Genomic DNA, 15,893 nt, shown 5'->3' with positions numbered 1-15,893 from the left:
CAGATAAACGGAGGGATTCACGATGAACAACACGGGTCACTTGATTGGCGTAAAAGATATGACGAAAGAACAGCTTGTACAGCTGCTGACGAGAGCGGCTTACTGGGCGGAGCGCCCGGGCGAGCAGGCAAACGTCCTGCACGGACGATTTGTCGCCAACCTGTTCTTCGAGGCCAGCACGCGGACGCGCTTTTCCTTTGAGGTGGCTCAAAAGCGTCTGGGCGCACACGTGTTAAACTTCATTCCTGAAACCTCCTCAGCAGTGAAGGGCGAGACGGTCTACGACACGATCAAGACATTGGAAGCGATGGGCGTAGAAGCGGCAGTCATCCGGACGAAAAAGGAAGGTCTCTTGCAGGAGCTCGCGACAAGCGTTGACCTGCAGCTGATCAATGCAGGGGATGGAACAAACGAACATCCTACCCAATGCCTGCTCGACCTCTTGACCATGAAACAACAGTTCGGACGACTGGATGGACTGACTGTTGCCATCATCGGTGACCTGCGCCACAGCCGTGTACTCGGCTCGCACCTGCATGCGATGCCGAAGCTCGGAATCAAGCTCTTGCTGTCCGGTCCGACAAGCATGATGCCGCAGCCGGCTCAAATCCCGAACGGAGTGAGAATCGTCGGGATGGACGAAGCGGTGCAGACGGCAGATGTCGTCATGATGCTGCGTGTGCAGCTGGAGCGTCATACCGAGTCGCTGTACATTTCCAAGGAAGAGTATCATCAGGCACACGGTTTGACACTGGAGCGTGCGAAGTCGATGAAACCAGGGGCGGTCATCATGCATCCGGCTCCAGTCAACCGGGGAGTGGAAATTCACACAGATCTGGTTGAATCGGGGGCCTCCTTGATTCAAAAGCAAGTAACGAATGGAGTAGCAGCACGAATGGCGGTACTAGAAACTCTGCTGAAAGGGAGCGAATTAAAATGGGAACCATCCTTGGTAACGGCAAACTATTAAATCATGAGGGAGTATTAATCCCGGTTGAAGTACTGGTGGAGGACGGACGCATCGTCGCGATGGGCGAGTCTATCCCCCGTGACAATCACGAATGGGTCGATTGCAAAGGCGGCTTGATCAGCGCAGGACTCATCGATGTACACGTACATTTGCGCGAGCCTGGCTTTGAACATAAAGAAACGATTGAAACAGGAGCGAAGGCAGCAGCACGCGGCGGCTTCACGACCATTTGCTGCATGCCAAACACGCGTCCTTCCATTGATAGCGTCGAGACAGTTACCTACATTCTCGACAAAGCACGTGAAGCGGGAATGGCACGAGTGATTCCATACGGAGCGATTACGGTAAGGCAGCTGGGAAAAGAGCTCACGGACTTCGCGGGCTTGAAGGAAGCAGGGATCTTTGCCCTGACAGATGACGGTGTAGGCGTACAGTCTACAGCCATGATGAAAAAAGCCATGCAAGCGGCAAAAGAGCTGGGCGTTTCGATCGTCGCTCACTGCGAGGATGACGATCTCTTGATCCCGGGAGCGGCTTTGCACGATGGAGAGGTGGCAAAGCGTCACGGACTTCCAGGTATTCCATCGGAGTCTGAATCCATCCATGTAGGGCGCGACATCCTGCTGGCTGAACAAACGGGTGTCCACTATCACGTCTGCCACATCAGTGCGAAGGAATCGGTCCGATTGGTTCGCGATGGCAAACGAGCTGGAGTCAACGTGACTTGCGAGGTAACCCCTCACCACCTGCTGTTGTGTGACGAAGACATTCCAGAAAATCTGGATACGAACTGGAAAATGAATCCGCCGCTGCGCTCCCGCGAAGATCGTGCCGCGCTGATCGCAGGTCTGAAGGACGGAACAATCGACATGATCGCAACCGACCACGCGCCGCACACGGCAGAAGAAAAAGCAAACGGCATCAACCGAGCTCCATTTGGAATCGTTGGTTCGGAAACAGCTTTCCCGCTGCTTTACACTCACTTCGTGCAAACAGGTGAGCTCACGTTGAAAGAACTGGTCGACCTGCTGACCATCAAGCCTGCTGCAGCGTTCGGCCTGCCGTACGGTCGCCTGGAAGTAGGCGCGACAGCTGACCTGACTGTCATCGATCTGGAAACGGAAAAGAAAATTGACCCTGCGGCCTTTGCGAGCAAGGGTACGAATACACCATTCGCTGGATGGGCGTGCAAAGGTTGGCCGATCCTAACCTTGGTAGATGGCAAGATCGTACATCAAGAGGTGTAATGAGAAACCCCTGTATGACAACAAGATAAAAGCTTCTGGGGGATTGGGCGAGACATAGAAGGAGGAGCGAAAGATGCGAGCGAGACTGATCTTGGAAGACGGAACAGAGTTTATCGGAAAAGCGTTTGGCGCAACAAATGAGACGTACGGAGAAGTGGTGTTCAACACCGGACTGACGGGCTATCAAGAGGTCCTGTCTGACCCGTCCTACTGCGGGCAGATTGTGACCATGACATACCCGTTGATCGGGAACTATGGAATCAACCGCGATGACTTTGAGGCGGTAAGACCTTACATCCACGGCTTTGTCGTACGCGAGCATTGCGACATGCCAAGCAACTGGCGCAATACCAATACGCTCGATGAACTGCTGAAAACGTACGACATCCCGGGAATCAGCGGCGTGGACACGCGGATGCTGACGAGAAAGATCCGTTACCACGGCACGATGAAGGGCATGATCACCACGAGTGAAGCACCGCTTGCAGAGCTTGTAGCGACTCTCCAATCTAAGACCCTCATGACCGATCAAGTATCCCGCGTATCCACCAAGAGCGTATTTTCCTGCCCAGGTACCGGACATCGTGTGGCGCTGGTCGATTTCGGCTCCAAGCACGGTATTTTGCGAGAGCTGACCAAACGCAACTGCGACGTAGTAGTGGTACCTTACAACGTGACGGCAGAAGAGATTCGCCGGATTCAACCGGATGGCATCCTGTTGTCAAACGGCCCTGGGGACCCGAAAGACGTGCCAGAAGCGATCGAGATGATCAAAGGCATTCTGGGTGAGTACCCACTCTTCGGAATCTGCCTGGGACACCAGCTGTTCGCGCTGGCATCTGGCGCGGATACCATGAAAATGAAATTTGGCCATCGCGGCGGAAATCACCCGGTGAAAGAGCTGCCGACTGGACGCACCTATATCACTTCCCAAAACCACAGCTATGCGGTGAAAGAAGAATCGCTCGAAGGCACAGAGCTGGAAATCACCCATATCGCCTTGAACGACGATACGGTAGAAGGGCTTCGCAACACTGCGAAGCGAGCATTCTCCGTACAGTACCACCCGGAAGCCGCTCCTGGCCCTTATGACTCCGGTTACTTGTTCGACCAATTCCTAGAGATGCTTGAAACCGCTAAGGAGGAGAAAACTTATGCCAAAACACGCTAACCTCAAAAAAATCCTCGTGATCGGTTCCGGTCCTATCGTGATCGGGCAAGCTGCAGAGTTTGACTACGCAGGTACGCAAGCTTGCGAAGCGTTGAAAGAAGAGGGCATGGAGGTTGTTCTGATCAACTCCAACCCTGCGACCATCATGACAGATACGAACATGGCAGATAAAGTATACATCGAGCCCATCACGCCAGAATTCGTATCCCGCGTGATCCGTCAGGAAAAACCGGATGGCCTCTTGCCAACGCTCGGCGGACAAACTGGACTGAACATGGCGGTAGCACTGGCAGAGCAAGGCGTACTGGAGCAAGAAAATGTGAAGCTGCTCGGTACCAAGCTGGAATCCATCAAACAAGCAGAAGACCGCGAGCTGTTCCGCGCCCTGATGAACGAGCTGGGCGAGCCCGTACCGGAATCCGTGATTGTCAGCACGATCGAAGAAGCGGTTGACTTTGCAAATGAAATTGGCTACCCGATTATCGTGCGTCCCGCCTACACACTTGGCGGTACAGGCGGCGGAATTTGCGACGACGAAGAGAGTCTGCGCGAGATCGTCGCGAGCGGTTTGAAGTACTCTCCGATCACCCAATGCTTGATCGAGAAGAGCATCGCGGGTATGAAAGAGATCGAGTACGAAGTGATGCGCGATGCCAACGACAACTGCATCGTGGTATGTAACATGGAAAACATCGATCCGGTTGGTGTGCACACAGGAGACTCCATCGTAGTAGCTCCGAGCCAAACCCTCTCGGATCGCGAATACCAAATGCTGCGCTCCTCTGCACTGAACATCATCCGTGCACTGGGTATCGAGGGTGGCTGCAACGTGCAGTACGCGCTTGACCCGCATAGCTTCCAATACTACGTGATCGAAGTAAACCCTCGTGTGAGCCGCTCTTCTGCACTGGCTTCCAAAGCGACTGGCTACCCGATCGCGAAGATGGCTGCCAAAATCGCCATCGGCTATACCTTGGACGAATTGAAAAATCCGGTAACGGGACAAACATACGCTTGCTTCGAGCCAACTCTCGACTACGTGGTAAGCAAAATTCCACGCTGGCCGTTTGATAAGTTCCAATCGGCAAACCGCAAGCTGGGTACACAAATGAAGGCGACTGGTGAAGTCATGGCGATCGGACGTACGTTTGAAGAGTCCATCATGAAAGCCATTCGCTCCCTAGAGATCGGTTCCTACCATATGGAGATCAATGGAGCTTCCGAGATCGGTAAGGATGAGCTGAAAGCACGTCTAGTAGCAGCAGATGACGAGCGCCTGTTCCTGCTGGCAGAGGCTCTGCGCCGCGGCTGGACGATCGACGAGCTGCATGAACTGACGAAAATCGATCTGTTCTTCCTGCATAAATTCCACAAGATGGTTGCCTTTGAAGGCGAACTCGCGAAGGGCTTGACGACAGAAAAGCTGTATGAAGCAAAACGCCTTGGCTTTACGGATCGCAAAATCGCTGAGCTTTCCGGTCAAACGGAAGACGCTGTTCGCGAAGAGCGCAAAAAGAACGGCTTGATCCCGGTATACAAAATGGTAGATACGTGCGCTGCCGAGTTTGAGGCGCAAACACCGTACTACTACTCCAGCTACGAAACAGAGGATGAGCGTATCGAGACGGGCAAAAAACGAGTGGTCGTACTCGGCTCCGGTCCTATCCGTATCGGTCAGGGGATCGAGTTTGACTACGCTACCGTGCACGCAGTCTGGGCACTGAAAGAAGCAGGCTATGAAGCGATCATCATTAACAACAATCCGGAAACAGTATCGACCGACTTCAACACCTCGGATCGCCTGTATTTCGAGCCGCTCTACATCGAAGACGTGATGAACATCCTGGATGCGGAAAAACCGGAGGGCGTCATCGTACAGTTCGGCGGTCAAACAGCGATCAATCTGGCTGACAAGCTGGAAGCGCGCGGTATCAAGATCCTCGGAACGAGCCTGGAAAACATCGATGCAGCCGAAAACCGCGAGAAGTTCGAAGCCCTGCTGCGCAGCCTCTCCATCGCACAGCCTCCTGGCAAAACAGTAACATCCGTAGAGCAAGCGGTGGTAGCGGCTGAAGGCCTGGGCTTCCCGGTTCTGGTACGCCCGTCCTACGTACTGGGTGGACGTGCGATGGAAATCGTCTACAACGAGCCTGAGCTTTTGGAATACATGGAGAAGGCTGTGAAAGTAAATCCAGATCATCCGGTTCTCGTCGACCGCTACATGGTTGGGGTCGAGGCAGAAGTCGATGCGATCTGCGACGGTGAAAACGTCCTGATCCCGGGTATCATGGAGCATATCGAACGAGCAGGGGTTCACTCCGGTGACTCGATCGCGGTGTATCCGCCACAATCGCTGTCTCAAGCGATCAAGGAAGAGCTGATCGAAATGACAACCAAGCTGGCACGTGCGCTGCAAATCAAGGGACTGCTGAACATCCAGTTTGTCATCTACAAAGACCGTCCCTATGTCATCGAGGTCAACCCGCGCTCGTCCCGTACCGTCCCATTCCTCTCCAAAGTGACAGGAATTCCGATGGCGAACATCGCGACGAAAGCCATTCTCGGTCACTCGATTATCGACCAAGGCTTCACACCTGGCTGCCACCCAGAAGAAAAAGTGGTCTCCGTCAAGGTTCCTGTGTTCTCCTTCGCCAAGCTGCGTCGCGTAGACATCACGCTTGGACCAGAAATGAAATCGACGGGGGAAGTCATGGGGCGTGAAAGCACGCTGGCGAAGGCTCTGTACAAAGGACTGGTCGCAGCGGGCATGAACATCCCGACGAAAGGCGCGCTCCTCGTCACTGTGGCAGACAAAGACAAGGAAGAGGCACTGGTTATCGTGAAACGCTTCCGTCAGCTGGGCTTCAAGCTCTTGGCTACGTCCGGAACGGCAGATTATCTGGAAAAAGCAGGCTTGCCCGTAACTCGTGTAAACAAGCTGTCGGAAGGTACGCCAAACCTGCTGGACATGATCCACAAAGGCGAAGCCAACATCGTATTGAACACCTTGACCAAAGGCAAAACGCCACAGCGTGACGGCTTCCGCATCCGCCGCGAAGCAGTGGAGAACGGTGCGGTATGCTTGACCTCGCTGGATACAGCGTCTGCACTGCTGCACGTACTGGAGACCATCACATTCTCTACGGAAGCAATGCCGGCGCAACGCTCCGGGGCTAAAGTGGCTGTGACGGTGTAAACCACAACGAGAAAAATTGAGATCGGGATAGAAAAGAGGAGAGAAGTGTGCAAGCTCAATCCATTGATGTTAGAGAACGCATGATCGTGGCGCTCGACTTTTCCACACTGGAAGAAATCAAACAGTGCCTGGCACCATTGGAAGATCGAATCCGTTATGTGAAGGTCGGTATGGAGCTTTCCTACGCGGAAGGACCTGCGATCGTCCACTATTTGAAAGAACGGGGACTGAAGGTCTTTCTTGACCTGAAGGTGCACGACATCCCGAATACAGCCAAAGGCGCAATGAAAAGCCTGGCTCGACTGGGTGCAGACATGGTGAACGTTCATGCTGCAGGCGGAGTGGCGATGATGGAGGCAGCACGGGAAGGATTGGAACAGGGGACGGCAGCAGGCTCTCCCCGTCCGATTCTGATCGGGGTCACCATGCTCACCTCGACTAGTGTGCAAACGATGAACGAACAGCTGGCCATCCCAGGCTCGGTAGAAGACGTAGTGGTACACTACGCGAAAATGACCAAGCAAGCAGGACTGGACGGAGTGGTGGCCTCTCCGCTCGAGGTACCGATGATTAAGAAAGCAGCAGGAGAGAACTTTTTGACCGTAACGCCAGGTATTCGTCCTCTAGGATCGGATAAAGGGGATCAAACCCGCATTACAACACCTGAGCAGGCTTTCCAGCTAGGAAGCGATTTTCTCGTGATCGGTCGCGCGATTACCGCGGCAAAGGATCCGGCTGCAACCTGGGAGAGCATTGTGACTGCTGTTGAAGCAGACCGCAGGTAATATACGAATCTGGAGGGAATTACAATGATGACGATGACAACTGCCAAAGAAATTGCTGCGAGCTTGCTTGAGATTGGTGCCGTGCACCTGCGTCCTGAACAGCCATTTACATGGACGTCCGGGATCAAGTCTCCGATCTACTGCGACAACCGGATTACGATGTCTCACCCACAGGTGCGCCGTCAGATAGCTCGTACATTTGCTGAGACGATCCGCGCTCAGTTTCCGGAAGCGCAAGTCGTAGCAGGTACGGCAACGGCAGGCATTCCGCATGCGGCATGGGTAGCAGAGCTATTGGACCTGCCGATGATCTACGTGCGTGACAAGGCAAAAGGCCATGGCCGCCAAAATCAAATCGAGGGTGCCCTCACAGCCGGACAGAAAGTAGTCGTTATCGAGGATTTGATCTCTACCGGAGGAAGCTCTCTGAAAGCAGCACAGGCTGTGCAGGCAGAAGGTGGAGAAGTGATGGGTGTAGTAGCCATCTTCAGCTACCAGTTCCCGGATGCAGAAGCACTTTTCGCAGATGCAGGCATTCCATGCACAACGCTTTCCCAATACACAGCGTTGCTTGAGGCTGCATCAGAAAAAGGGGTCATCACGTCTGAGCAAGAGAAAATCCTGGGGGAATGGCGCAAATCTCCTCGGACATTCTTTGAATAAGAGTGGTTGAGCTTTGATTATAGGAGTAGAAGACGGCTTCCACACCGTTTTCTCTCCTATCTTTTGTGTAAATGTAAGAAAACCTTACACGAAGAAGGTGAATGTAAGGCTTTTCAAATGGCGATGTTGTGCGGTTTTTGTCGATTAGAACAAATCATGAATATCAATATAGTCTATAGGGACAAAGGTATTCACCCAACATTCACATAAATCTTAGTAATGGAATAATTCAAATTTTCCTGTACACGATCAAGGGGGAATGCTTTCGTGCAACATTCGATTACGCCTCACGGAAAAGTGGAAGAGAGCAAATCTACACAGGTCAAAACGCTTGTCGGCTCCATTTTGGGGTACGCAGCTGACGGGTTGGACATGCTGCTTTTGTCCTTCGTACTCGTCTTCATCATCAAAGAATTTGGACTCTCTCCTGCAGAGGCAGGAAACTTGACGCTGGTGACTACGATTGGTACGTTGATTGGTTCGTATCTATTTGGCTTCTTGGCCGACATGTACGGGCGCATCAAAATCTTTACGCTGACGATCTTGCTCTACTCCGTTGGTACCGCTCTTATCTATTTTGCAAGCGACTATTCGCATTTGGCCATTCTACGTTTTATCGTCGGTCTTGGTGTAGGTGGAGAGTTCGGGATTGGGATGGCGGTAGTAACAGAAACCTGGTCGAAGAAAAAACGGGCAAAAGCTACTTCCGGTGTTGCACTCGGATGGCAGCTGGGCGTTCTCGGTGCCTCTGTACTCGCTGCACTCGTCGTTCCTGTCATGGGCTGGAGAACGGTGTTCCTGTTCGGTCTGCTCCCGGCGCTATTGGCAGCCTACGTACGTTTTGGCCTGAAAGAGCCTGAGATCTGGAAAAGCAAAAATGCCTACAAAAAGCATTTGCTAGAAAAGGAAAAGCAGGGAACGCTGACAGAGGAAGAGCGCACTGCCCTCAAAAGCATGACAGGCTTCCCTTTGGGCAAGCTGTTCGCAAACAAAAAGCTGACCATTGCCACGATCGGTTTGACTATCATGTCCTTTATTCAAAACTTCGGCTACTACGGAATTTTCTCCTGGATGCCGACAGTTCTCTCGGAAAAATACGGCTATAGCCTGGCAAAGGCAAGCGGCTGGATGCTGATCTCGACCGTCGGCATGCTTATCGGGATCATGGTATTCGGGATTTTGGCTGACAAGATCGGTCGTAAAAAGACCTTCGCTATTTACTACGTCGGCGGTACGATCGCGTGTATTCTCTATTTCTTCGTCTTTACGGATCAAAACGTGCTGCTCTGGGGCAGCGCAATGCTCGGATTTTTCGTAAACGGCATGATGGGCGGCTTCGGCGCAGTACTGGCTGAGAACTATCCATCGGAGGCACGCTCTACTGCGGAAAACTTTATTTTTGGTACAGGGCGCGGACTTGCCGGTTTTGGACCTGCGATTATCGGGATGCTGAGTGTAGGCGGCAACATTATGGGTGCGATGTCCCTGGTCTTCCTCGTCTATCCGATTGGCCTTCTGGTCATGCTGACGATGGTACCGGAGACAAAGGATGTAGAACTGGATTAAGAAAGAGGGGAAAAGGCTGCGAATGCGTTCGTGGCCTTTTTCATTTTTAAGTGGGCAGTCTGTTCGCGAACCTGTACAATGACTGGTAACACCTGCGAAAAAGGAAGGTGAGGATCATGCCCATTACGATGAGGCAGCTAATGCGCGTAGGAGGACTCCGTGATTGTCGGGTGGTGGCAGGCCATAGGGGACTGGATCGGCTGGTGAAATACGTGACCATCATGGAGGTTCCGGATATCGCCAAATGGCTGAAAGGCGATGAACTGATTCTCTCCAGTCTGTATGCGATCAAGGATGATGCAGAGGCGCAAAAAGAGCTGATTCGCCAGCTGCATGAACAAGGTACGGTCGCATTGGCAATCAAGCCGCACCGTTTTGTAGACGAGATTCCCCAGTCCTTGCTGGAGGAAGCCAATACCTATGATTTTCCTGTCATCGAAATTCCGGAGAAGATCAGCTACCTGGAGATTTTGCCTCCAGTGAGTCACGCTATTTTTGATCGGAAGGTCGTTTTGCAGGAGGATTTAGAGCAAGCGAGCAAAGTGCTAAATGAGATTTCTCTGAATGAACAAGGGATGGAATCGTTGATTGAGACGCTCGGCATGCTCACGAAAAATACGATTACAGTCGAAAGCATGCTTTCCTATATGCAGGTGCCGCCGCTGCCGTTTGCATGTGAGCCGCTTAGCTCCGAGCAAATCCGCGAGCTTGCGATCATCAAACGCCCTGTTCATCTGACCCGAACCTGCGAGCGGGGAGAGATGGAGTGCATCGTGGCGCCGATTTTGCTGGATGGCCATGTGTATGGCAACATTACCTGCTGGGCGTTTGAGAGGGATCATCTGGAAATGGACCTCGCGATTCTCGAAAAAGCCTCTACACTGCTTGCCCTGGAGTTTTTGCGCTTGAAGGTGCGCTTTGACACCGAGCAGCAATACAAGAATGAGTTTTTGCGGGATGTATTTGTCAACGAGCATCTGATTTTAGAGGATGTGCGGGAAAGAGGACTCCCTTATGGCTTTACACTGGACGAGCCGTATATCTGCATGGTGATCCGAGCAGAAGGAGAGGAAAAAAGGGAAAATCCGTTTGACCTGGCGGATCGGACAGAGCGGCTGCTTCGGGTCTGGACGCAGAGAGTGATTACCGGATTCTTCCGACAGATGGTTGTCTGTCTGTGCCCAGTGGAGTCTGGTATCTCCAGTGAGGAACTCAAGAAGCGAGCAGAAAAGCTGGCGGAACAGCTGAAGAAGCAGACTGCCTCAAAGGGAAGCTTTCGCGTCGGGATTGGCAGAGATCATGGAGCGGGAATTAGCGGGCTTAGAGAAAGCTTTCGAGAAGCCCAGCAGTCGATTTTGTTGGGCAGTGCCATGAACAACAGGGGGACCGTTATTCATTACAACGACCTCGGCATTTACCGTTTGCTGGCACAATTTCAGGACCGGGCTGAAATGCACAGCTTTTTTGAAGAGACGGCGGGCAAGCTGTTCGAGCATGATCGCAACAGTGATCTGCAGCTGGTAAAAACGCTTCGGCTGTACTTTTTGCACGATGAAAAGCTGACAGAAACAGCGGCTGCCCTCTTCCTGCATGTGAATACCTTGAAGTATCGTTTGCGGCGAATCGAAAAATTGACGGGCTACAGTCTGCAGCAATCGGAAGGGAAGCTGATGCTGCATATTGGCTTGAAGCTGGCTGACTTGATGGGAGACGATTATCGTTATCGATAATGCATCGTCTCTTTTTTTGTCTGCTCGGACAAAGGTTTTTCAATCATGATCCAAGAATCCTCATACTACACCTTTAGTGATAGTAGGAAATGTGGGGGTTGCGATGAATCTGGAACGATTGGAACAGACGTGGCGCGAATTGAATCAAATTGGCTATTCAGACAAAGGCGTTATGAGGCTCGCCTATACGCCGCAGGAACGACAGGCCGTTCGTCGGTTAGCGATGATGTGTGAAGCGCGTGGGATGAGTGTTCGTATGGACGCCAGCGGCAATCTGATTGCGAGAAGAGAGGGCCAGGAGCCCCATTTGCCTGCGGTTGCGAGCGGTTCCCACCTGGATGCCGTTTTCGAGGGCGGCTCCTACGACGGGATCATCGGCGTGGTGGCTGCATTCGAAGCGATCTGCTCTTTGGATGATCAGGGGATTGTGACCAGGCATCCTATCGAGATCATTTGCTTTGCCTGCGAAGAGTCTTCTCGGTTTGGGGTCTCAACAGTAGGGAGTAAAGCGATGATCGGCGAGCTGGACATAGATGGCGTATCAGGTCTGCTAGATCATGATGGAAAGACGTTTCGCGATGCGTTGTCTGAATGTTCGTTGAATGGATGGCCGCTGACTGAAGCCGCAAGGGCCGCCGAGGATCTGAAGGTATTTCTGGAGATGCACATCGAGCAGGGGCCTGTTTTGGAAAAAGCGGAAATTCAAGTAGGGATTGTTCACGGCATAGCAGCTCCGACCAGGCTGCAGGTGCGTATTCAGGGGAAAGCCTCCCACACAGGGACGACGCCGATGGATCAGCGTCAGGATGCCTTTTTGGCTGCGGCAGAAATCGGGCTCATCCTCGAAGCGGCTGCCCTCGCTGAGATAGAGCACGGTACAGTTGGGACGGTTGGTGTGTGTGTCGTCAAACCGGGAGCGATGAATGTCGTGCCAGATACGGCAGAGCTGAAGATCGATATCCGCGGCACCCATGTGCATTCCAAAAAGACGGTCCTAAACAAGCTGTACGCTGGATTCCGTCATGTAGAGGAGAAGCGCGGCGTGAAAGTCGAGTGGACGATGCTCAGCGACGAGCAACCCGTTCTCCTGAGTGAAGAAGTGACGCAGTCGCTGGAAGAGGGCTGCCGGGAATTGGGAATATCGTATTTGAAAATGGCAAGTGGCGCTGGTCACGACGCGATGAATATGGCGAGACGCTGGCCGACCGGGCTGATTTTCGTCCCGTCCAGAGACGGTGTGAGCCACCATCGGGAGGAGTACACCTCTTGGGAGCAGATCGGCGTCGGTGCCCGTCTATTGGAGCAAGAAATCAAAAAGTGGGCCGTTGTTTTGGATGCGAACGGTCAACCGCAGCGAGAAGAACGAGAGAAAACCCAGCCTGAGCAGATGGGGGAGAGTGCATGAAGCCGATTCAGATGAAAATTTGCTCCAATCAGCAGGTGAGCCAGCGGTATTGGCACATGAAGGTGGATGCCAGCGAGCTGACTGAACCCGTAATGCCTGGTCAGTTTTTCCAGCTTCGCTGCGGTCATGATCTGAATCCGTTTTTACGCCGCCCGTTCAGCATCTATCGGATCAACCGGGAAGAGAAAACGCTGGAGTTTTTATATCTGGTCAAAGGGGCTGGCACGCAAAGGCTCACGCTGATGCAGGCAGGAGACTCGGTGGATGTATTTGGTCCGTTGGGTACCCCTTTTGTGCTGGAAGACGAATGGAAAACGATTTTGCTGCTGGCTCGCGGAGTAGGGATCGCAACGCTTGCTGCACTTGCCCAGGATGCGGCAGAAAAAGGTGTTCAGGCGGTTGCGATACTCAGTGCGCGCTCGAGAAATGATCTGCTGGCAGCAGAGACATTGCAAGGATTTGGAGCCAAAGTGCTTTTCGTAACAGATGAGGAGCAGACGAGCGGCGTGGACTCGGTTCGGGAACAGATCGAGAGTCTGTTGGCTGAGCATCCGATCCAAGCAGCTTTCACTTGCGGCTCCAAGCGGCTGTCGCGATTGCTGCAGGAGATCACAGCCCAGCACGGTATTCCCGGGCAGATCGCGCTGGAGGAGCACATGGGCTGTGCGATGGGAGTCTGCTTTGCCTGCGTCTGTGATGTGCGTGATGGAGAGTATTTGAAAACGGTTCGGGTATGCAAGGAAGGCCCGGTGTTCCCGTTGGAGAAGGTGGTGCTGGGATGACGACGGAGCTGAAAATGTCTGTGAACATCGGTAGTCTTACGCTCGCAAACCCCATCATGCCTGCCTCCGGAGCTTTCGGGGAAGACATGGAAGGAATCATCGACTTTAACCAGCTTGGTGCCGTAGTGCCGAAAAGCATTACGAAGCATCCGCGAAAGGGCAATGCGACTCCGCGCGTATGCGAGACGCCTGCCGGAATGATCAACTCCATCGGTATTCAGAGCAAGGGCATCGATTACTACATGGAAAATGTCATTCCGTACTATGGTCGCTATCAAACTCCTCTGATTTCGAGCATTTCGGCAGACTCGATCGACGAATTCGCGGAAATGGCTTCGATCATCGCGGGGACAAAGGAAGTGGCGGCGCTAGAGCTGAACATTTCCTGCCCGAATCTGAAAGGAAATGGCGCAGCGTTCGGGATGGATGCCAAGCTGACCCGCGAGCTGATCAGCGAGGTGCGCAAGGTAACGGAAAAACCGCTCATCGCCAAACTGACACCGAATGTGACCAGTATTCAGGAAATCGCGCTGGCCGCCGAAGCAGGCGGCGCGGACGGCTTGAACGTGGCAAATACGCTGCTGGCGATGGCGATCGATGTCCATACACGTCGGCCCCGTATCGGGAATGTTCTCGGAGGGCTGTCTGGTCCTGCCGTCAAGCCGATCATCGTTCGCATGATTTATCAGGTCCATCAGGTCACAAATCTGCCGATCATCGGCTGCGGAGGCGTGATGAATGGTGAGGATGCACTCGAAATGATTCTGGCGGGAGCGAGCGCCGTGCAGGTGGGGACTGCGAGCTTTGTCCAACCGACAGCGATGCTCGATATTTTGGAGGAAATCAAGCAGTACATGGTGCAATACGGGATAACCGATATCAATTCGCTCGTCGGGCAGGTCGCGGCGGGCAAACACACCACGGAGGGATGCTAAATGGTTTGGGATCACGTGATTCGCAATGGACAAATTGTTACCCCGCATGAAAGCTACGAAGGGGATATTTACATTCAGGCTGGGAAAATTGCAGCCATTACGAAAGAGCAGCTGCCAGGAGAGATAAAAGAAGAGACAGATGCAAGTGGCTTTCACATTCTTCCAGGTTTAATCGACGTTCACGTTCATTCGCGCGACCCCGGCGCTACCTACAAGGAAGACTTTGCCCATTCCAGCATGGCAGCGGCAGCCGGTGGGATTACTACTATTTTCGAAATGCCGAATACCAATCCTCCGATCAACAACGTGGAAAATCTGCAAAAGCAGATTCACAATTTGAAGCCAAAAGCACACGTCGACTACGGAATCTGGGCGATCTGCCTGGGCAATCTCAATCTGGAGGATTTGCACCCCCTGCACGATGCGGGCGTGATCGGATTCAAGTTTTTCTGGGGGTATGCCGTACATAGCCAGACGTTCCAGCTGATGTACAACTACAAGGACGGCGAAGAAAACGTCATTCCGCCATTTAAGGACGGGGAAGTGCTCGACATGTTCCGTCAGGTGGCGAAAACGGGTCAAGTGTTTGCCATCCATGCGGAAAGCAATGACTTGATCCAGCATTTGACCAAAAAAGTCGAAGAGAGTGGCCGCCGCGATTATGAAGCCTTGCTGGAAGGACGCCCGAATCTGGCGGAGATCGTGACCGTTCAGACCGGGATTGCGTTTGCGAAAGAAACCGGAGCCCGTCTGCACATCCTGCACGTGAGCACGGGTGAAGCGGTGGACCTGATTTCGCAAGCACAGGCAGAAGGCTATCCCATTACGGCAGAGACTTGCCCGCACTACCTGTTCCTGAGCAACGAAGACTTCGAGACAGTTGGACCGGCCATGAAGGTGTATCCACCGGTGAAATACAAGAAGGACCAAGAGCGTCTGTGGAAGGGGATTGCAGATGGTGTCGTAACCATCGTCTGCTCAGATCACGCGCCTCATACAGAGCAAGAGAAAGACGGCGATCTGTGGTCGATTCCAGCTGGGATGTGCGGCGTAGAGACATTGGCACCGCTCATGCTGAATGCGGTCTCGCAAAATCGACTGACATTGCAGCAGGTCGCAGCTGTCCTTTCGGAAAATCCGGCGAAGCAATTCGGGATCTTCCCGCAAAAAGGCTCTCTGCAGGTTGGGACGGATGCCGATTTGACGATCGTAGACATGAAGCGTCCATTCGTTATTAAACGCGAAGAGCTGCACAGCAAGAGCAAGGTAACTGCCTATGATGGCTGGAGGGGAGTAGGCAGTCCAGTTGCGACGATTGTCCGCGGGCAAACCGTGATGAAGGATGGAGAAATCGTGAGCGGTCCGAATGGGGAATGGATTCGCCCTGTCAAAAAGGCGTAAAGAAAAGGGCATGCTGATAGAGAACATCCATGATCAGGGAGG

12 protein-coding genes are annotated in these 15,893 nt (G+C 53.0%); all 12 read left to right on the top strand.

The annotated features are described in order from the left end of the window. Positions 1-22: 22 nt before the first annotated feature. On the top strand, positions 23-970 hold the full coding sequence (locus tag EDM55_RS02815; RefSeq protein WP_092267811.1) for an aspartate carbamoyltransferase catalytic subunit: 948 nt from the start codon (positions 23-25) through the stop codon (positions 968-970). Further along, positions 937-2,217: a dihydroorotase gene (pyrC, locus tag EDM55_RS02810; RefSeq protein ID WP_122959543.1), complete on the top strand. Its 1,281-nt coding sequence runs from the start codon at positions 937-939 to the stop codon at positions 2,215-2,217. The genes EDM55_RS02815 and pyrC overlap by 34 nt, the downstream gene beginning before the upstream one ends. Positions 2,218-2,290: 73 nt before the next feature. Further along, entirely contained in the window at positions 2,291-3,388 is a 1,098-nt protein-coding gene (locus EDM55_RS02805; protein ID WP_122959542.1) for a carbamoyl phosphate synthase small subunit, read from the top strand. Beyond that, a complete protein-coding gene (gene carB, locus EDM55_RS02800; protein WP_092267814.1) occupies positions 3,372-6,584 on the top strand; it encodes a carbamoyl-phosphate synthase large subunit in 3,213 nt (1,070 codons plus the stop codon). Before EDM55_RS02805 ends, carB begins: the two co-directional genes overlap by 17 nt. A 47-nt stretch (positions 6,585-6,631) precedes the next feature. Then, complete coding sequence (pyrF, locus tag EDM55_RS02795) at positions 6,632-7,369, top strand: orotidine-5'-phosphate decarboxylase (RefSeq protein ID WP_122959541.1); 738 nt, start codon at positions 6,632-6,634, stop codon at positions 7,367-7,369. A 24-nt stretch (positions 7,370-7,393) separates the two neighbouring features. Further along, positions 7,394-8,032 (top strand): orotate phosphoribosyltransferase, encoded by a 639-nt coding sequence (pyrE, locus tag EDM55_RS02790; RefSeq protein ID WP_092267816.1) that lies wholly within the window; start codon positions 7,394-7,396, stop codon positions 8,030-8,032. Positions 8,033-8,299: 267 nt separating this feature from the next. Continuing rightward, on the top strand, positions 8,300-9,598 hold the full coding sequence (locus EDM55_RS02785) for an MFS transporter (RefSeq protein ID WP_092267817.1): 1,299 nt from the start codon (positions 8,300-8,302) through the stop codon (positions 9,596-9,598). 116 nt (positions 9,599-9,714) lie between these two features. Further along, entirely contained in the window at positions 9,715-11,328 is a 1,614-nt protein-coding gene (locus EDM55_RS02780; RefSeq protein ID WP_092267818.1) for a PucR family transcriptional regulator, read from the top strand. A gap of 103 nt (positions 11,329-11,431) precedes the next feature. Then, complete coding sequence (locus EDM55_RS02775) at positions 11,432-12,733, top strand: M20 family metallo-hydrolase (RefSeq protein WP_092267819.1); 1,302 nt, start codon at positions 11,432-11,434, stop codon at positions 12,731-12,733. Continuing rightward, positions 12,730-13,515 (top strand): dihydroorotate dehydrogenase electron transfer subunit, encoded by a 786-nt coding sequence (locus EDM55_RS02770; RefSeq protein ID WP_092267820.1) that lies wholly within the window; start codon positions 12,730-12,732, stop codon positions 13,513-13,515. Before EDM55_RS02775 ends, EDM55_RS02770 begins: the two co-directional genes overlap by 4 nt. Continuing rightward, a complete protein-coding gene (locus EDM55_RS02765; RefSeq protein ID WP_092267821.1) occupies positions 13,512-14,450 on the top strand; it encodes a dihydroorotate dehydrogenase in 939 nt (312 codons plus the stop codon). Before EDM55_RS02770 ends, EDM55_RS02765 begins: the two co-directional genes overlap by 4 nt. Beyond that, entirely contained in the window at positions 14,451-15,851 is a 1,401-nt protein-coding gene (allB, locus tag EDM55_RS02760) for an allantoinase AllB (RefSeq protein WP_122959540.1), read from the top strand. Positions 15,852-15,893: the final 42 nt, after the last annotated feature.

This window comes from Brevibacillus centrosporus, assembly GCF_003710815.1.
GTDB classification, from domain to species: Bacteria; Bacillota; Bacilli; order Brevibacillales; family Brevibacillaceae; genus Brevibacillus; species Brevibacillus centrosporus.
Note: the sequence above shows the minus strand (reverse complement) of the source record. Positions and strands in the feature narration are given on the sequence as shown.